Origin of the sequence: Mycobacteroides sp. LB1, assembly GCF_013449725.1 — a bacterium.
GTDB lineage: Bacteria > Actinomycetota > Actinomycetes > Mycobacteriales > Mycobacteriaceae > Mycobacterium.
The window spans coordinates 137,928-155,570 of sequence record NZ_JACCFF010000001.1 but is presented as its reverse complement, the minus strand read 5'-3'; the positions used below and the strand labels follow the sequence as shown (position 1 = coordinate 155,570).

16 protein-coding genes are annotated in these 17,643 nt (G+C 64.4%); 6 read left to right on the top strand and 10 right to left on the bottom strand.

The features are described from left to right. Positions 1-10: 10 nt before the first annotated feature. The 5 genes from car to MLB1_RS00720 all read right to left on the bottom strand — a co-directional run bounded on the left by car (position 11) and on the right by MLB1_RS00720 (position 8,952). Positions 11-3,577, bottom strand: a complete 3,567-nt coding sequence (car, locus tag MLB1_RS00740; protein ID WP_180747853.1) for a carboxylic acid reductase — start codon at positions 3,575-3,577, stop codon at positions 11-13. A gap of 405 nt (positions 3,578-3,982) precedes the next feature. Continuing rightward, positions 3,983-4,573: a methyltransferase domain-containing protein gene (locus MLB1_RS00735; protein WP_180749605.1), complete on the bottom strand. Its 591-nt coding sequence runs from the start codon at positions 4,571-4,573 to the stop codon at positions 3,983-3,985. Positions 4,574-4,629: 56 nt separating this feature from the next. Further along, complete coding sequence (locus MLB1_RS00730; RefSeq protein ID WP_180747852.1) at positions 4,630-6,690, bottom strand: hypothetical protein; 2,061 nt, start codon at positions 6,688-6,690, stop codon at positions 4,630-4,632. Between the two features lie 130 nt (positions 6,691-6,820). Then, positions 6,821-7,390 (bottom strand): GNAT family N-acetyltransferase, encoded by a 570-nt coding sequence (locus tag MLB1_RS00725; RefSeq protein ID WP_180747851.1) that lies wholly within the window; start codon positions 7,388-7,390, stop codon positions 6,821-6,823. Between the two features lie 56 nt (positions 7,391-7,446). Further along, a complete protein-coding gene (locus MLB1_RS00720) occupies positions 7,447-8,952 on the bottom strand; it encodes an MFS transporter (RefSeq protein ID WP_180747850.1) in 1,506 nt (501 codons plus the stop codon). A gap of 104 nt (positions 8,953-9,056) precedes the next feature. On the opposite strand from MLB1_RS00720, the gene MLB1_RS00715 reads away from it, so the two are divergent. Further along, positions 9,057-9,725 (top strand): TetR/AcrR family transcriptional regulator, encoded by a 669-nt coding sequence (locus MLB1_RS00715; RefSeq protein ID WP_180747849.1) that lies wholly within the window; start codon positions 9,057-9,059, stop codon positions 9,723-9,725. On the opposite strand, the gene MLB1_RS00710 is transcribed toward MLB1_RS00715, so the two are convergent. The 5 genes from MLB1_RS00710 to MLB1_RS00690 all read right to left on the bottom strand — a co-directional run bounded on the left by MLB1_RS00710 (position 9,720) and on the right by MLB1_RS00690 (position 13,154). Then, positions 9,720-10,088, bottom strand: a complete 369-nt coding sequence (locus tag MLB1_RS00710; protein ID WP_180747848.1) for a hypothetical protein — start codon at positions 10,086-10,088, stop codon at positions 9,720-9,722. The genes MLB1_RS00715 and MLB1_RS00710 overlap by 6 nt on opposite strands. A 55-nt stretch (positions 10,089-10,143) precedes the next feature. Further along, the gene (locus MLB1_RS00705; protein ID WP_180747847.1) at positions 10,144-10,536 is read right to left on the bottom strand and encodes a hypothetical protein; all 393 of its coding nucleotides are present in this window, start codon (positions 10,534-10,536) and stop codon (positions 10,144-10,146) included. A gap of 14 nt (positions 10,537-10,550) precedes the next feature. Continuing rightward, a complete protein-coding gene (locus tag MLB1_RS00700) occupies positions 10,551-11,648 on the bottom strand; it encodes a M48 family metallopeptidase (protein WP_180747846.1) in 1,098 nt (365 codons plus the stop codon). Positions 11,649-11,823: 175 nt separating this feature from the next. Beyond that, positions 11,824-12,333, bottom strand: coding sequence for an SMI1/KNR4 family protein (locus tag MLB1_RS00695; RefSeq protein WP_180747845.1), 510 nt, complete (start codon positions 12,331-12,333; stop codon positions 11,824-11,826). Positions 12,334-12,524: 191 nt separating this feature from the next. After that, complete coding sequence (locus MLB1_RS00690) at positions 12,525-13,154, bottom strand: TetR/AcrR family transcriptional regulator (RefSeq protein WP_180747844.1); 630 nt, start codon at positions 13,152-13,154, stop codon at positions 12,525-12,527. A 255-nt stretch (positions 13,155-13,409) separates the two neighbouring features. Between MLB1_RS00690 and MLB1_RS00685 the strand changes: the two genes are divergently transcribed. From MLB1_RS00685 to MLB1_RS00665, 5 genes are read left to right on the top strand one after another with little or no spacing between them, the layout of a single operon-like run. Further along, positions 13,410-14,225 carry a class II aldolase/adducin family protein gene (locus tag MLB1_RS00685; protein ID WP_180747843.1) on the top strand — a complete coding sequence of 272 codons (816 nt, stop codon included), beginning with the start codon at positions 13,410-13,412 and terminating at the stop codon, positions 14,223-14,225. Beyond that, a complete protein-coding gene (locus MLB1_RS00680) occupies positions 14,162-15,220 on the top strand; it encodes a membrane dipeptidase (RefSeq protein ID WP_180747842.1) in 1,059 nt (352 codons plus the stop codon). The genes MLB1_RS00685 and MLB1_RS00680 overlap by 64 nt, the downstream gene beginning before the upstream one ends. A gap of 37 nt (positions 15,221-15,257) precedes the next feature. After that, positions 15,258-15,647, top strand: coding sequence for a Rid family detoxifying hydrolase (locus MLB1_RS00675; protein ID WP_180747841.1), 390 nt, complete (start codon positions 15,258-15,260; stop codon positions 15,645-15,647). Between the two features lie 2 nt (positions 15,648-15,649). After that, a complete protein-coding gene (locus MLB1_RS00670) occupies positions 15,650-16,522 on the top strand; it encodes an MBL fold metallo-hydrolase (protein ID WP_180747840.1) in 873 nt (290 codons plus the stop codon). Beyond that, a complete protein-coding gene (locus MLB1_RS00665) occupies positions 16,519-17,547 on the top strand; it encodes a 2-dehydropantoate 2-reductase (protein ID WP_180747839.1) in 1,029 nt (342 codons plus the stop codon). The genes MLB1_RS00670 and MLB1_RS00665 overlap by 4 nt, the downstream gene beginning before the upstream one ends. The last annotated feature ends 96 nt before the right edge of the window (positions 17,548-17,643 follow it).

The following is a 17,643-nucleotide window of genomic DNA, read 5'->3' as shown; positions in this document are numbered from 1 at the left end:
AGCGCGCGGGTTAGAGCAGACCGAGTTGTTCCAGGTCCTTGGCGTACTTCACGATCAGCTCCTCGGACAGGTGTGGAATGTCGGTACCGCCGTCCTGATCGGCCGGACCGATTCCAGCGGCCTGCACCGCGTGCTGGAAGCGCTTGGCCGGAACGACGCCGTGGTCCTCGGCACCCTGGGGCCGCTCGAACGCGTGGAGCAGGGGCAGCAGGGAATGCTGCTTCTGTTTTTCGGGCAGGCCGCGGATGGCGCTGTCGAAGCGGTCGAACCACTCGCCGTAGTTGGCGATGCGCTGGATGGGGTATCCGGCGTCGATGAGCCAGTCGACGAAGTTGTCCAATGAGAGTCCGTCGGCATGCGGGTTCACGCAGTCGTAGGTTTCGTATCCATCGGTCACCTGCGTGCCCAACGTGGTGATCGCCTCGGCAGTGAAGTCACCCGGCAGGCCGTCGTAGTGCGCACGCGGACGCTCACCGGTCGCCTGTGCCTGATAGAAGGAGCCGGGGGCGATACCGGTGGCGATGAGGCTGAGGATCAGTCGGGTGAACTGGTCGGGGACGTTGAGCTGGCCGGTGTAGCGGCTGTGGGCCAGGATCATGTCGGAGCGGAAGACGGCCACGGGCAGGCCGCACAGATCGTGTGCCTCGCGTAGCAGCACTTCACCGGCCCACTTGCTGTTGCCGTAGCCATTCGCGTACAGCTCGTCGACGGGGCGCGCGGCGCTGATGAGACGGATATCGGACTCTTCGTCGAATGTTGTCGGATCGACATACGCCGCGACCGCTACCGTCGACAAGTAGGTGACGGGCTTGATTTTGGTGGTCAATGCGAGCTTGATGATCTCGGCGGTGCCAACGACATTGGGGCCGAATAGCTGTTTGTAAGGGAGTACATGGTTGACGAGTGCGGCGGGGTGGATGATGAGGTCGACGGTGTCGGCCAGCCGCTGCCAGGTATCGGAATCAAGGCCCAGATCCGGGTCGCCGATATCGCCGGCCAACACCTCAAGGTGCTTGTCCGCAAGCGAGCGGAAGTGCTCGAGTAGTTCGGTGTCGCCGGTGTCGAAGGCACCTTCTAGACGCCGGTAGGCGGCGTCGGCATCCTTGCCGCGGACGATAACGATCAGCTTGCCATCTGTCTTGTCCAGACGCTCAAGCCATTCAAGAGCCAGATAGTGGCCGAGGTAGCCGTTGGACCCGGTGAGTAGCACGGTCTGTGGTGCGCCGGTCGATTTGGGGAGCGACGGGGCCGCTTGCAGTGTGGCCTCGTCGATGAATTTGTCGAGGGTCAGATCGGCCGCACGGATCTCGGTGTGCCCGGCTCCGTGCACAGTCTCGGCGGTCGGCCGGGTTCCTCCCGAATGACGTTGGTCGTCAATGAACTTCGCGATATCGCTGAGGTCGTTGGCGGCGCTGACGATGACGCCGACGGGTACCTCGATGCCGAAGATGTCGCGCAGCAGATCCGAGAAGGACAACGCGGACAGCGAATCGCCGCCCAGATCGGTGAAGTGTGCGTGCCCAGACAGCTCGGCCGACGAGACACCGAGTAGGGCTTGCGCGGCCTTGAGTACCGTCTCCAGCGCGGGCTTGTCCGGGTCCACGCCGTGCAGCGCACGCAGCTCCGCGGCCTGCTGCTCGGCGATATCGGTATACAGCCGCTCCAGCCGATCGCCATAGTGCGCCTTGAGGTTCGGGCGTGCCAACTTGGCGATCCCGGTCAGTAGACCGTTGCCCTGAGTGAAGGGCTGCGGCTCGACTATGAAGTCGCGCGGGACCTCGTAGGACTGCAGCTGGATTTCCTTGGCGATGTCCTGCAGCGAGTCCGCGATGGTTGCCTTAAGGGCCGCCCCGTCGCCCCGAGCGGTGGCGACAGCCTCAGGTGTCGGCACCACGACCGCCAGCAGATAGGATCGCTCGCTGCTGCCGTACACGTAGATCTGGTGCACCACAGGGCTGTTGGCGTACTCGGCTTCCAGATTGGCGATCGCGACGAACTCGCCCTGGGAGAGCTTAAGGACGTTGTTGCGACGGTCGATGATCTGGATGTTGTCGTGCGCGAGTTCGGCGACGATATCGCCGGTCATGTAGAAGCCGTCCTGGTCGAAGACGCCGGCTGTCACCTCGGGGCGCTTGTAGTAGCCGAGGAACATTCCGTCGGTCTTCAGCAGCAGCTCACCGCGTGGATGCGGCTGGTCGGTGGAGAAGTAGCCCAGCTCGGGCACGTCGACGAGCTTGTACTCGATCACCGGCGGGCGCTGCACAATGCTGTCGCGGAACACCATGCCTGCCTCGGTGGATCCGTAGCCGTCGGTCAGATGCAGCTCGAAGCAGGACTCGATGAATTCGCCTAGCTCCTCGGACAGCGGCGCCGAGCCCACCATGACGGCCAGCACCCGGCCCCCAAAGAGGTTGTCGCGGATCTCGGCCTTGACCTCGGCGGACACCGAGTCCGCATCGGCGGCGTTACCACCGGCGAGACGGCGATCCACCTCGGTCTGGTACCGCTGGAAGACCATGTCGCAGACCCGGGGAACCAGCGCGAGCGCGGTGGGTCGGATCAGCTCCATATCTTCGAAAAGCGTTGACATGTCGCTGGATGCGGCGAAGTACCCCAGGCCACCGGTTGACAGGGTGGAGGTGAGGGTGCCGCGGCCCATGATGTGACTCATCGGCATGAAATTGAGGCCGATCATGGGCAGATTTTCGGTACCGGCCATGACGTCTTCGCGAATCCACCAGCGGCGCACGATATTTTCACTGTGCATGGCGCCCTTGGGGGCTCCGGTGCTGCCGGAGGTGTAGATGAGTAGCGCCAACGGATCGTCGTCGGCGACCGGCGCGTACAGCGGTGCGCCGGGAAGCTCCGTGCCGCGGGCGATCACGGAATCGAGGGTCTCGATCGCGATACCGGTTCCCGCGAGCCGTGCGCGGGCGGCGTCAAAGGCCTGGCGTTGCTCGTCGACCTCGGGGGTGTAATCGAAGACCACGATCTGCTTGATCGACGGCGTGGTGAGTACGGATTCCACTGCAGTGCTGAGCAATTCGACGCTGACGGCGAGAGTATTGGGTTCGGCCTCGGCGAGAATGGTGGTCCACTGCGAGGTGGGTGCACTCGTCTGCAGAGGTACCGCGACGCCGCCGAGGATCATGATCGCGAGATCCAGCACGGTGTAGTCGATGCTGGTGAATCCGAGGGTCGCGACAAGGTCGCCGCCCTTGACAGGATGGGACGGATCATGGTGCCAGGAGGCGGCGACAGATGTTGTGCGGGACCACAATTCACCGTAGGTGACAGTGTCAAAGCGGGGGAGGAGACGCAGGGTGGTACGTCCCTCGGCGTCGACGACGAGTTCGCGCGCGCGCTCGCCGAGGGCAGGGCGCTCGGCGTAACCGGTCATCAGGGTCGCGATGGCTTCGGAGAGATGTAGGCCTGGCTGCAGGACCGCTTTGGCGACTGCCGGGTCGGGCCGCGTGGCGCGGAACTGGGGATCGCTCTCGCGCAGGTTCTCGATACGACGGGTCAGCTGCTCCAGCTGCGGGTCGGTCGTGACGGTCTCGGTGTTGGTCGCAGTCATGGACAGCCTCTAATCGACAGGGTGCTCTTTGGGACTCTGAAAGTACATTACCTAAACTAACGATATATCCCGATATGGTATTCCTCACAATCGGCGCCCTTTGCCGGTGGCGTCAAGTAGTTGCGTGGAAATCTCGCACAATCCAGGATTGGCCAGCGTCGCGAGCCATGAAGGGAGGCGTCATGACACAGGCAAAGGTTGCTACACAGAATCCCCTCGGCGCCGAGCGCTCGGGGTGTGGGTGAAGAACTGGGCATCGATGATCGAACCCGGAACCCTGCGGGCGGCCGGGCAAGCGGCCGGTATGAGCAGCTTGCCGAGCCGGCTGCACGTCACTCGGCGGCGGTGTGGCTGGCCGACATGACATCTACGCAGGCTTCTACTCGACATCTACCCGCGTAGATGTCATCTCGGCGGCGGGGAGCTGAACTCGACAATGTCGCGCCACCGGCTTCCGGTTGCCGACTTGAACGCGAAGCTCTCCGATTCGGCGAGGGCGCGTAGCTCGGCAATGCCCAGGCGATCGGGATCGAGGAAGATCTCTTGGAAGACCAGCCGCCCACCGGGTTTGAGTACCTGTGCCAATGACCGGATGCAGGCGGGCTTGTCGGGGACCTCGCCGATCACGCTGGAAAGGAAAGCGACGTCAAAGGTGTTGTCCGGGAAGGGAAGTCCGTTGCCGGCGTCGCCGGAGTGAAATCCGGTGTTCCGGTATCCGGCTCCGTCGAGCTTGCGCTTGGCCTTGTCGAGCATCTGAGGCTGCACGTCGAATAGGTCGAGACGTCCGGAGGTGAGTCGGGGGGCGATCTGGATGCTGAACATTCCTGGTCCAGGGCCGATCTCCAGTACGCGTTCGTCACCGCGCAGTGCCAGCTGCTCGATCACCCCGGCGGGATTCACGAACTTTCGGTGTATCGGATTGTCGAGTAAGAAGGCCGCCTGGTGGGGAAAGGGGAACTCGCCAACCCGACGCACCTGGTGTATCACGGTGTCTATCCATGTTGTAGGCATGAACTAAGGGTACCCTAATTAATGCCTCGAATGGAGTCTCGCTAGTGGTGGCCGCCGCCCGCGCTGGGTGCCTGCGCGGGTGTGCTGTAGGTCGGCGCCTCCCGCGTTGGTGCCTCCCGTGTTGGCGCGACGGGTTCCGGCGCCGACGCGCGTGACGGGGGCGCCTCACGCTCCACGGGTGCTTGCTTCGCCGGGGCCTCGACGGGTACCTGCTGTGGGGCCGGTTCCACCGTGGCGCGCGGCTCGGGTGTCGGAGCTTCCTGCGATGGCGTGCTCCGTTGCCTGGTGGGTTCCGGTGCGGTGGACGGTTCGGCGGTTGGCACAGGGGGTGCGGTGACTGTTTGACGTGGGGCGGGTGTCACCGGCGACGCGGGTGTCTCTGGCGTTACGGGAGTCGGGGCCGCCGGGGTGGTCACCGGTGCCGATGTCTCGTCCTTCGGCGTGGGGGCCGGCGCTACCGAGGTCGGTGCGGGGGCCGGCGCACTCGTGGTGGCCTTGGCCGGGGCGGAAGGCTCGGACGTCGGCGTCGGTGATTGTGACGGTTCCGTCGATGGGGCCGGACTTGTGGTGCCGGACGTCGCACGCGGTTCTGTGGAGGGAGTGCGCGTCACCGGCGTCACCGCCGGAACCGCGGGGAGCGACGGGGGAGTGAAATCCTCGGGTACTTGCTTCGGTGGAGCCACAGGTGCCGTCACCGTCAATGCCGGTGGAGTAGAAGACTTTTCGTCGGTAGGAGACGCCGGTTTCGGCGACTGCTCGGGAGCGGAGGCGGGGGCCGCCAGCTCCTTGCTGAAGTTGCGGACCGACTTCGTCGACAGGTCCTTGACGAGGTCCGCCGACGGGCGGGCCGACTTGTCATCGGCCAGGAACTGCGCGAGCGACGCATCCAGGCTCACAACTGGTTCTGCGGCGGCTGGGCGATCGGCGACGCGGGCGGTGCTGGTCACGGGGGACCAATCGCGCTCTAACGGGTTATCCCAGTTGCGATTGAGGTTCCAGTCCCGGTACTGGGTGGGGTCGATTCCATGTGACTGGTCCCAGAGATTGCGGCTGAACACCGGGTTGGTGTTCTGGAACTTCCACTCGTAGTACTGCCGGAACGGGTGATACCTGTCATACCAACCCTGGTCGCGCGGATCGTTGTCGTTGCGCTGACCCCACTCATTGCGGCCATCCCGGTCGCGGCCGTCGTGGTTGTATCCGGACCAGTTGTAGCCGTCCCAGTTGTAACCCCAGCGGTCGTATCCCCACCTGTCGTAACCCCAGCGGTCATAACCCCACCGATCGAAGCCCGTGAAGTCGTATCCGTACCGATTGAACCCGGACAGTCCCCAGTTGAACCAGTCCACGACGTTGTATCCGTAGAGCAACATCCACGACGGGTCGTAGCCGCCCAGATCGCCCAGGTTGGGCGTCAGCGGTGGCGTGACGGGCGCCGGCCAGTCGGCCACCGGATCGACCGGGATGCCAGGAGGCAGGGGAGCCGAATAGGCCTGGGGTGCAGGGGAGGGGGCGCTGGCCGCTGCGGCGTAACCCCAGCTCGGCGGCGGCGTCGAAGGTCCCACGGGCGACGCGTTGGCGGCCAGATTCGCGTCGGCGTTTACGCCCGGGGCCGCGGGCAGCGCAGGGAGCTGCTGCGCCTGCTCCGGTGTGTACTGGCGCAGCTGCTGGGTCAGCTGCAGATAGAGATTTTGCAATGAGGTGCGTTCGTCGGAGGCGGATACGAACTCCAGTCCCCGCTTGGCTTCGTTGAGTGAGGTGCGGGCGGTGGTGAGCTGGTCGGGCGACGGTTGCTTGCCGGTGCCGAGGATGTCCTGAGCGTTCTTGAGCTGGGAGACCACCGCGCGCACCGCCACGTCCTGCGAATGGGCGGGGAAAACGGTCCTGTCCAGCGCCCACAGCGAGCCGCCGGGCTGTGCGCCATAGGCCGCGCCCATAACCACAGCGAACAGCAGGCCGACCAGTGTTCCGAAGGCCGCGGCCCGTAACTGGGACTCACCGGGCGTGAACTGGCTCCACCGCGGGGGCGGTTCGGGAGCGTCCTCTGGGAACTCCCAAATCCGCATCGCCGTGTCCTCGACGGGAGGCGGAACAATCGTCATCTCAACCCTCTGCACTACCGATCAGCACTAATACACACCGAACTCTAGGTATTCCATCGCCACGACAATCGCGGTCGTTACCGATTCTCAGTAATCTCGCAGGTCTCCTATCAGCGATGTTGGGGCGCAATCAGTCCCGGTACATCGCCCAGAGGGTGGGGCCGCCGGACGTTGGCTTGATCTCCTGGACCACCTTGAAGCCGAAGCGTTCGTACAGCGGGTTGTTGCGGATATTGGAACTCTCCAGATATGCGGGCCCCTCGATCTGATCGATCTGATGTTTGATCAGCTCGGAGCCGATGCCCTTACCGGGAATGGTGGCGCCGATGGTCGCCAGATACCAGTGCGGGTGCTTGGGGCGGACAGCCGCGGCGGCACGTGCGACTGCCGCACCGCGGATGACCCCGAGCCTGAGTGCGCCGAGTAGCAGCGGGATGGCACGCATTTTCTGCGCGCTCGGCGGCTCCCAGCTCGGGGGATCCCAATGCGCGGCGCCAACCGCCACGCCGTCCTCGTATAGCAGGTATTCGCCCTGGCCGGACCCGTGTAATGCCAGCGAGATTCCGCGGAAAATCGCCTCATCACGCCGGGGGTCGGAATTGACCCAACGGACCACGGGATCCTCGGCGAATGCCGTGGCGATCACTCGGTGGGCGACGGCCTCGTTGGTGGAGTCGATGTCTCGGATCTCGCGGGTCATACGTGTTCTACGAGTCCGGAGCGCCGAAGGTTCCCGGTGAGGCCGGGTTAGTCCGGTTAGTCCTGGGTGCGGCGCATCGTGAGGGCGGCCGCGATCGCGGTGGCCACCAGGATCAGCGTCGACAACCCCGCCACGGCATGGATGCCATCTGTCCATCCCGTCCTGGCGAGCTCGGCTGCGGCGGCGCCGGTGTCACCACCGAGGTCTTTGGCGCGAGCCATGGCCTGCCCGAGTGTTTCGTGCACTTGGGTACGTGCCGCGAAGACCGCCGAGGCCAGGGCGCCGAAGACCGCCAGGCCGAAAGCCTGCCCGAGTTCGAAGCTCATTTCCGAAATGCCCGTAGCCTGACCGGCCCGTTCAGGTGGAGCGGCACCGAGTGCGACCGCTGACACGAAGGTGAACATGACACCGGTACCGATGCCGGCGATCACCGTCCCGGCGATGTAGACGCCGACCGGCCCGTGCGGACCCAGCCCGAGTAGCACCGCATTGCCGGCGGCCATTGTCAGCAGGGAGGTCACGAACGTCCAGCGCTGTCCGAGCAGGTGTTCGATCCGTGGTGCCGCCATCGAGAAGTAGGCGATGGTTACCGCCATGGGCAGCCCCAGGAATGCGGCGGCGAGCACGTCGAATCCGAGTACAGACTGCACATAGAGTCCGGTGAGGTACATGGTGGCGCCGAAGGTGGCCATGGCGCCGACGGTGCCGATGATGGTCACGGTGAATATTCGGTTACTGAACAGGTCGATTGCCAGCAGCGGGTGCGGGTTACGCATCTGCTGACGAATGAACACCCCGAGCGTGACCACACCGATCACGCCGGTGATCGCGACAGAGGGCGAGAAGCCGTGTGTGGCGAAGGCTTTCACCGCATAGACGAGCGTCATGATCCCGACCATGGACAACGCGACGCCGGCAAGGTCGAAGGGCGACGGGACCGGGTTGCGATACTCGGGGATGAGTATGGGGGCGATGAGTAGCAGCACGACCAACACCGGTGCGTTGATGAGGAACACCGAACCCCACCAGAAGTGGTGCAGCAGGATGCCGCCGATGACGGGCCCGACGGCCGCGCCGAAGGAGAAGGCCGCGGTCCAGATGCCGATCGCCAGCGCCTTCTGGCGGGCGTTGGGGAACATGACACCGATGAGCGCCAGGCTCGCGGGCAGCAGCGTGGCCCCGCCCACACCCATCAGGGCGCGCGCGGCGATCAAGGCCAGCGGGGTGGGTGCGAACGCGGCGAGTACCGAGGCGATTCCGAAAAGTGTTGCACCCCAGAGCATCAGGCGTCGTCGTCCCCACCGGTCGCCTAGGTTGCCCATGGTGATAAGCAGACCGGCGAGCAGGAATCCGTATACATCCAGGATCCAGAGCTGTTCGGCCGCTGATGGATTGAGTGACTCGGACAGTCGCGGCATCGCCAGGAACAGCACCGAGACGTCCATGGACACCAGGAACACGGGCAGCAGCAGTGTCGCCAGCCCGAACCACGTACGGCGTCCAGCGCGCGCACCCTCGGGGGTGGTCGCGTTTTCGGGCGCAGGGGTCTTGCAGGTGCTCATCGGTATCGCTCCGGTATATTTTTGCGCGTACGGCGTACGCAGCAGACTGGGTACACTGTACGCAAATTGGTTCAGTGGGTCAATCGAGTTGTGAAGGGAGCATCGTGACGGAACCGCGCCTGACGCTGGAATCGATTGTCACTAAGGCGATCGCGATAGCGGATTCGGACGGTCTGTCCGGAGTTTCGATGCGCAAGATTGCCGACGCTCTCGGGGTGGGAGCCATGTCGCTGTACCGTCACGTCGCCGATAAGGACGCGCTCCTGCTTGAGATGACGGCAGAGGTGACGAGACGGTTCGCCTATCCCGATGAGATGCTCGGAGACCCGGATTGGCGGGCCCGGGTGCGCGTCGCCGTCGAGTACGACTTCAATCTCTACAGCACTCACCCCTGGGTGCTGCTGGCGTATGCCGTGCCGCGCAATGGGATGCAGCCGGACACGCTCGGCTGCTTTGACTGGATGCTGGAGGCGTTCGGACACCTAGGGGTGTCGGTGCCTGACGCGGCTGAATTGGTGTTCCAGGTGTGGTGCTATTCGCAGGGGGTGGGCCTGGGCGCTGTCGGCGGTCAGCTCGTCTCACCCGGCGCGCGCACGGACTTCTCAGGATTGTCGGAGCTGATCGCGGGCAACGTCGATGTGCCGGAGTCCCCGCGGCTGGCCGCGCTCGTGGGATTGGGCGACCTGCCGCAGGTGACCAATCCGCGAGAGGTGATTGACCGGGGTGTCGAGATCTTGTGCGACGGCATCGCGCGGCGCTACAAGAAGCTATAGGTACGTGGCGAGAACCTCGGCCTCAGCGCGCAGCTTTACGGCGGCCTGCGCCTGCCCCAGCGCGTCGTAGCCATTGGCCTCGGTGGCACGGTCGTCGATCTGGGCCTGCAAGATGGCGCGGACATCGGCAGGGGAGAGCACTCGGCGGGCCGCTTCGGCCGCACCGAGACCCGTTGCAGCACCGGCGATATGCGCATTGCTCGTCGTGGTTTTTGCTATCTGGTCCACCGACTCGGCATTGTCGATCGCAGCGATTGCGGTCCGCAGGGCGCTGACGGCCTGGCTGTTACGGGCCTTCATCGCGGCAGCGAGATCGGCGCGCATCGCGGCGCGCAATGCGTGTGGGTCGTGGGTCGATGTCATGGGGTATCGAGGGTATCGACGCGGATAGGTGGTGGCCACCGAATAACCGATGGCGTCAATCAGATCCGGACAGGCCGACGCCGTCGTCGTATTCCACGACGTCCACCGTTGAGATTGTGTCGTCGGGGGTCGCGAGGATCCACCGTTCACCCGAATCGGCGGTTGGGTCCTCGATGTCGAAGAGCACGCGCTGGCCTAGCTCGCGGGCAATGGCCCGCGCCACGGCCTCCTGCGACCGGGTCACCGGCGATGCAGGTGACCAGATGATGCACAGCCCCATCTCGAATCCGTACATGTACTCGGTGATCTGGACGTAGCCGTCCGCGTCGTCGACGGCGTGGTTATCGGACTCCAGTGGAACGCCACAGGCCCGGGTGCAGGCGGCCGCCACCGACGCTTCGGATGCGGGCCGCTCCACGAAGAAGTTCATGTAGTTCGGGTCGTCCATGTTTGTGTGCGCGATCAGGCGTCGTCGTCGCGCGATTCGTCATCGCGTGCTTGGTCTTCCGGTCCGGGATTGCGCCACTCCGAGAATCGGCGACGCACATCTGAGGCGACGTCGGTGACGCCCTGCCCGACGACGTTCACGACGCCGTCCAGGGTGGATCCGAAGTTGCGCAGTGCTGCGATCAGCGGATCGGTGGAGGAATCGAAATTGTCCTTGTATGACTTTGCCGCGGAACGGAAATCGGCGCCGAGGTCGGTCTGCGCGTCGTCTTCGCGCAGCGGATAGTTTCCGCCGAGGATGGCGCCGTACTCTCCGCGGTCGATCCACTTGCTGAGCTCGGCGGCCCGCAGTACGGAGAAAGGGTGAGATTGCAGTTCGAGATTGAGCAGCTTGAGCACGCCGTCGCGCATATCGCCGGTGCGCTCGTACTCGGCCGCCTGGGCCAGGAAGTGCTGGGTGTCCATCTCATCGAGGCGGGAACCTCCGGCCAGCTTCATCTCCACTCGGATGGCGGTGTCCACGTCCTGCCCGCAGAGCATGCCGGCGCGGTCACCGGAGAGCTCGGACTTGCGCTGCCACTCCATGAGTGCGGCGACAACGGCGCGCAGCGCCCACCCGCCGATCGGCATCCAGCCGAGGTTTCCGGCCAGTCGCATCAGGTGCAGCAGCATGGTCCGGTACACCGCGTGCCCGGAGAGGGCATGCCCGAGCTCGTGGCCGACGATGAAGCGCAGCTCCTGCTCGTTCATCAGGTCCAACAGGGCCGAGGTGAGCACGATGAACGGGCGGTCCATCCCAATGGTGTACGCGTTGGCGTATGGCCCCTGGATGACGTACAGCTCTGGGGTTTCGGGGGCGTCGAGGACGCGGGCACAGTCGTTGAGGATGTCGTTCAGCGTGCTGAACTGCCGGTCGTCGACGCGGATTGCGGTGGCCAGATACATCAGCCGGTGCTGCCGTTCACGCAACAGTGCCGCCAACGCCTTGAGGATGGTGTCGAATCCCTTTAGGCCGCGCAGCGTTGCCAAAGCGGCGCGGTCGGCGGGGTGCTCCCAGGCGCGGGTGCTTATCCCGGGAAACTCTACGTAGGTGCGAGTGGGCAGATCAGACATAACATTCAACCTATCTGGTTACCGTGAAAAACGCTCGTGACAGGCGAGGTTATCGACGGCGACAGTCAATAGCGGGCGCGGTGCGCGCAGCGCGTATGTCGATGTCATGGATCCCCCCGGTGTTGCTTCTTGCTAGATCAGACGATTGCGCGTTCGTTTTGGTTCCCCGGCCCCGCTACGCGTTCACGTTCGCAAGCTCCTGCTGGTACCGCTGCGCCTTGCTTATCACCGCGTCCATCAGCGTCGGGTACTGGCCGATCCCGGTTGGTCCGTCACCCGCAAGCTCGAAGACGACACCTGGCTCGTCGGTGAAATACGAATGGGAAACGGCGATGGTCATGCCGTAGTAATCGTCGGAGCCGATGACGGGAATCAGTTGATCGAAGGAATGGGCGCCGAAGTACTCGGGTGTCAACGACGCACCCTCGATGTACGCCTTCATCCGTTTCCAGTTCTTGGAGCCGGGTGCCGAGTCTGCGAGTGAAAACAGGTGCTCGAAACCGCAGAAGGCGCGTAGGCCGTCGGAAATCTGCAGTAGATCGCGGTGGTCGGCATCGAGGTAGCGACCCCACTGCCGTTCCTTCGCACGGATGTCGTCGCGTGTCGCCGGCTTGGGTGTGCCGGGTAGGTCGTAGCGGGGGTCCTTCTCGTGTAAAGCCTTCTGCTGTTCCGAGAGCATCGACACGATTGAGGACCATTCGCTGTGCCGGGCCGAGCTACTAGGTGAGACGCAGCCGCATAGCAGTGTGGCAATCAGGAAGATCGTCGTGCTGAACCGCATACGCCCGCCTAACTCGCACCTACTGGGAAGAATAGCTCTGGGTACCGGCGCGATTTGGCGAGAATCGATCACTTCGAGAGGGTTTCGTCCCGTCGTTAGTCGTTGCCTGCCGGCCGGTGAACGGGTTGGGAGAAGGTCCGCAGCATGGCGGGGAAGGCGAGCCGCTCGAGCATGCGTGCCTCGGCCACCTCGGGCTCGACATATACCTGTGCCGCGGCACCCTCGCGCAAGGCGGTGGCCAATCGGGCGATGAGCTCGGTGTCGATGATCAACTCCCGATTGGCGATGGACATCAGCTCGCTGATGACACCTGCCGCCTCGCGGCGCAACCGCGCGTCATGCTCCGCCAAGATGGCGGCAGCGCTTGGCTCGCGGATTGCGTAGAGGGTGAACTCGGTGCTGATCAGGTACCAGCGGCGCTGTTCCGGGCCCTTGTCATCGATCATGGAAATGAAGGTGCCCAGGGGATCCGGGCTGTCTCGGCACTGTTCGAGCGCCGCCCGCAGCTGTGCGATCAGCTGGTCGCTGCTGGCGTCGAATAGGGCGAAGAAGAGCTCGTCCTTGCCCGAGAAGTTCGAATAAAACGCGCCGCGGGTGAATCCTGCTCTCTCGCAGATATTTTCGATGCTCGCACCGTGGAAGCCGCGCTCGGCGAAGGCGTCGAGCGCTGCGTCTAGCAGGCGCGCACGCGTGCGTTCGCGCCGATGAGTCCAACCTTTCGGCATGGGCTTCCCTTCGTGGTGCAGAGGTGAACCATAGCTTTAATACAGATATGTATCCAATATTGTCGAACCGAAGCGCGGAAGTTGTGCATGAACACGCCAGCCTGCTGTCGGTGCGGTGCATCGGAACATCGCTTTAATAATGACTATTTGCCGTCTCGGCAGGCGGTTCTTCGTTCAGGATCCCCTTGACGGGCTTCCGGGTGCGGCAGTAGCTTGTGGAGAACCGATACAGGTATGTATCGAAAGGAGATGCAGATGGTGGCCGGAGGCATTGCAGTGGGCGAGGAGATGTCGGCATACGCGGTCGGTTCCGCGGGCACCGAGTGGTTGAAACAGCCGTCGCCCGCGACGGTCGGGGAGGAACGTGACCTCCGGCTGCGCGAGCTGGCCGCCGCCTTCCGCATCTTCGGCGCATTCGGTTTCTCCGAGGGCGTGGCCGGGCACATCACTGTTCGTGACCCCGAATTCCCGGAAACGTTCTGGGTGAACCCATTTGGGATGAACTTCCGGCATATCACGGTGTCGGACCTTGTCCAGGTTGACCATGAGGGAAACGTGCTCACTGGGGACCGCCCGGTGAACCGGGCGGCATTCTGTATCCACTCAGAGGTGCACAAGGCGAGGCCGGACGTGGTCGCCGCAGCACACGCTCACTCGATACACGGAAAGGCGTTCTCGTCGTTGGGGCAGCCGTTACTGCCCATCACGCAGGACGCGTGCGCGTTCTACCAAGACCATGCGGTGTACACCGACTACCAAGGCGTGGTCACCGATCTGGAGGAAGGGCGCGCCATCGGCGCGGCCCTCGGCCCGAGCAAGGCGGTGATCCTGCAGAACCACGGACTGCTCACAGTGGGCCATTCGGTGGCCGAAGCGGCATGGTGGTTCATCTCGATGGAACGGTCGTGCCAGGCGCAGCTGCTCGCGATGGCTGCAGGGCAACCTCGAGAGATTGCCCATGACACGGCGGTCTCGGTCTACCAGCAGACGGGCACCCCGCTTGCCGGATGGTTCCAGTTCCGGCCGCTCTGGGACGAGATCGTGCGGACCGCTCCGGAGGCCTTCTGTTGAACGGCGGGGAGACGCTGACCGTCGACCTGCACACACACGGGCTGAGTATCGTCCCTAAATGGCTACGGGCGTTGGGCGAGAAGGCAATAGACATGCGGTCCGAGCCGCTTTCTTCACTGCCGAAGGGCAGGCTGGCGGTGGTGACCGCGGTGGGAGATGCGCTGCTCGGCACCGCATGGCGCCTTCGATCGCCCTGGAGTGGCGTCAAGGCGCAGCTCGCCCTTGCCCGCGCCGAGGCGGCCGCAGCGGGTATCCCGGTGGTGGACAGCCTTGGGCAGGCCGAGGGCACCGAGAACTCCGCAGTGATACTCGGTATCGAGGGCGCCGATGTGGTGGCGGCACAACCGGATCGGTTGGTAGAGCTGCATCGCCTCGGGGTGCGGGTCCTGGGTCTGGTCCACTATGCGGACAACGGTCTCGGAACGATCAGTACCTCGCTGACCGGAAACCGGGGCAGCCGAGCGGTGCGCTCGGGGCGTCACGGCGCGGGGTTGACGGCACTGGGCAAAGAGGTTGTTGCGGAAGCCAACCGGCTGGGGATGCTGGTGGACCTGGCGCACGCCGATGCGCCCACCACGTTGGCAGTGTGTGAGAACGCCCGGGCCCCGGTGATCAGCTCCCACACCGGCGCGGCAGCGGTGCAGGAGTTCCCCCGGTACATCAGCGATGTCGAGGTGCGTGCCATCGCCGACACGGGTGGGCTGGTCGGATTGTGGCCCATGGGCTTTCGCGGCCTCGGTATGCGAGACCTGGACGACTTCGCGCGCCACGCCTCGCATCTGGCAGAGCTCGTCGGCGCCGGCCATCTGTGTGTTGGAACCGATATGAACGGAGTGCCCGGGTACGCCGCGGGATTCGATGGGCCTGGCGGGTTCCCCGCGCTGAGCGAGGCGTTGCGGCGCACCGGGTTCAGTGCGCCCGAAGTTTCGGGGATTCTCGGAGGTAATGCCCAGCGTGTCCTGGGGGAGGTCCTGGTTGGCCCAGGAGCTCCGTAGCGGCTCAGTCCAGTGCGTGCAGAAAGGAATTCGGATAGTGAAGACCCAGATCGAGACAGCGCTGGCACCGCGTCCTATCGGTGCCTACTCTCAGGGCGTTCGTATCGGCAACACCATTCAAGTATCGGGCCAGGTGGGGCTCCACCCTGCGACCAGCTCGTTAGCCGGCGAGACGACCTACGGACAGGCAGTCCAGACATTGCGTAACGTTCGGGCGATCTTGCAGGAGGCCGATGCGGATTTCGATGACGTGTTGATGCTGCGGGTCTACCTGCAGTCACCCGGGGCGTTCGCCGAACTCAACCGGGCGTTCGAGGAGACTCTCAGTGAGCCCTACCCGGCGCGCACCACCCTTTACGGTGGGCTCCCGCCTGGTGTGCTGGTCGAGATCGACGCACTGGCAGTCGTTTCGGGGACAGGGGAGTAGCGATGCGCATCCATCACCTGAACTGCGGCACGATGGCTCCCCTGGGTAAGCGACTCATCGAGGGTAAGGGCGCGCCGTGGCAGCGCGGCCGTCTGGTCTGTCATTGCCTGCTCATCGACACGGGCAAAAGGCTGGTGCTCGTCGATACCGGCTTTGGCCTGCGGGATATCGCGGACCCAGTCGGAAGGATCGGTCGACCGCTCCAGCTCCTCCTCAACCCCGAGTTCGCAGAGTCGGAGACCGCTGTGCGCCAGGTGCATGCACTGGGATACGACCCGGAGGATGTCACCGACGTTGTGCTGACCCATCACGATCACGATCACGTCGGCGGAGTCGACGACTTTCCGAACGCGCGTCTGCATGTGCACGCGATCGAGGCCGAGTCCATCCGGTCGCTGCTCACGCTCCATGACCGGGTCAGGTACACCGGGCAGCTTGACCTTATGAGTCGTAAACGGGGGCAAGACCGATGGGTCGAGTACTCGATCGGTGGCGATTGGTGGTTCGGCTTCGAGGCTGTACGCCAGCTCTCCGGCCTGCCGGAAGAGATTGCCATCATTCCGCTGGCCGGGCACAGCCGCGGTCATGTGGGCGTGGTGATCGACACGGGCGGTATCGACCGCCCGCGCTGGCTTGTCCATGCGGGAGACGCCTTTATGCATCCCGACGAGATGCGGCCAGACCCGCGTTGCCCGATGGTGTTCAGGGTGTTCCAGAACATCGTGCAGGCGGATGCGACGTCGCGGCTGTACAACGCGCAACGGCTGCGTGAGTTGGCTGCGCGAGATGATGTGCAGATCATCAATGCGCACCATCCCTACTACCTGGACCGTGCCGTGGTGGCAGGGGAGCCCACGCGGGTGCCCGCTCGATGAGGGTCGCCGTGGCCGGGGCCGGAAGCATCGGCTGCTATCTGGGCGGCAGGCTACAGACGGCCGGGCACGACATCGTGTACATCGGTCGGATGGGGCTAGGCCGAGCCATCGCCGAGCATGGCCTGACCGTCTCGGATTACCTGGGATCGTCAGCCACAATTCCCGGCGACGACTGTGCTTTCACCGAAGATATCGAGGCGGTGCGTGAGGCCGACGCCGTGCTTGTGACGGTGAAATCTGCAGCCACCGCAGGGATCGCGGAGTCACTGGCGGGGCGGTTGCGGCCAGGTGCGCTGGTGGTCAGCTTGCAGAATGGGATACGGAACCCGGCCGTGATTGCGCAACATGTGAAGCAGCACAGCGTGATTGCCGGAATGGTGGGGTTCAACGTCGCGCAGGTCGGCCCGGGGCATTTTCATCAGGGCACCTGGGGGAAACTCGCCCTTGCTACCGGCGCGGAGACTGTCGCGCAGGCGTTGACCGACAGCGGGCTGCCCACCGACACGCATGGCGATATGCCAGCGGTGCAGTGGGGAAAGCTATTGGTGAACCTCAACAACGCCGTCAACGCGCTGTCCGGCCTGCCGCTGAAGGCAGAACTGGAGGACAGGGATTTCCGGCGCGTGCTGGCGGCCGCGCAGCATGAAGCGCTCGGGCTGTTGCGTCGTGCGGGCCAGCCCGTGGTGAGCCCGCTCGCCGCCCCGATCTCGCTGATGCCCTGGGTGCTGCGGACCCCCAACCCGGTGTTCACCAGGTTGGCTCGCCAGATGATCACCATTGATCCGCAGGCGCGCTCGTCCATGTTTGACGACATCACCGCGGGGCGGCCCACCGAAATTGACTACATCAACGGAGAAGTCGTGGGGCTGGCCAGGGGACTCGGGCGGAACGCGCCGGTCAATGCCACGCTTGTCGACCTCGTCCGCGAGATCACTGCAGGAGGTCGGGGAAGCTGGCTGGGCCCGGAGCTGCTCCGCGAGGTCAGTGATCGTGCCGACCGGTGCAGGGGCAACTGCCGGGCCTGAGATACGGCCTGATGCCATCTTGACAACGGGCGGTGTCAACATAATCATTGCCCGGAGTTGACATGTGTCAGCTCGGTCGGTGTCACGCGAAACAAC

What these genes read in the sequence shown, in the direction of transcription:
- car (WP_180747853.1), bottom strand. Translation starts at nt 3,577, where the DNA reads ATGACTGCGACCAACACCGAGACCGTCACGACCGACCCGCAGCTGGAG.
- MLB1_RS00730 (WP_180747852.1), bottom strand. Translation starts at nt 6,690, where the DNA reads ATGACGATTGTTCCGCCTCCCGTCGAGGACACGGCGATGCGGATTTGG.
- MLB1_RS00725 (WP_180747851.1), bottom strand. Translation starts at nt 7,390, where the DNA reads ATGACCCGCGAGATCCGAGACATCGACTCCACCAACGAGGCCGTCGCC.
- MLB1_RS00720 (WP_180747850.1), bottom strand. Translation starts at nt 8,952, where the DNA reads ATGAGCACCTGCAAGACCCCTGCGCCCGAAAACGCGACCACCCCCGAG.
- MLB1_RS00710 (WP_180747848.1), bottom strand. Translation starts at nt 10,088, where the DNA reads ATGACATCGACCCACGACCCACACGCATTGCGCGCCGCGATGCGCGCC.
- MLB1_RS00705 (WP_180747847.1), bottom strand. Translation starts at nt 10,536, where the DNA reads ATGGACGACCCGAACTACATGAACTTCTTCGTGGAGCGGCCCGCATCC.
- MLB1_RS00700 (WP_180747846.1), bottom strand. Translation starts at nt 11,648, where the DNA reads ATGTCTGATCTGCCCACTCGCACCTACGTAGAGTTTCCCGGGATAAGC.
- MLB1_RS00690 (WP_180747844.1), bottom strand. Translation starts at nt 13,154, where the DNA reads ATGCCGAAAGGTTGGACTCATCGGCGCGAACGCACGCGTGCGCGCCTG.
- MLB1_RS00685 (WP_180747843.1), top strand. Translation starts at nt 13,410, where the DNA reads ATGGTGGCCGGAGGCATTGCAGTGGGCGAGGAGATGTCGGCATACGCG.
- MLB1_RS00680 (WP_180747842.1), top strand. Translation starts at nt 14,162, where the DNA reads ATGGTTCCAGTTCCGGCCGCTCTGGGACGAGATCGTGCGGACCGCTCC.
- MLB1_RS00670 (WP_180747840.1), top strand. Translation starts at nt 15,650, where the DNA reads ATGCGCATCCATCACCTGAACTGCGGCACGATGGCTCCCCTGGGTAAG.
- MLB1_RS00665 (WP_180747839.1), top strand. Translation starts at nt 16,519, where the DNA reads ATGAGGGTCGCCGTGGCCGGGGCCGGAAGCATCGGCTGCTATCTGGGC.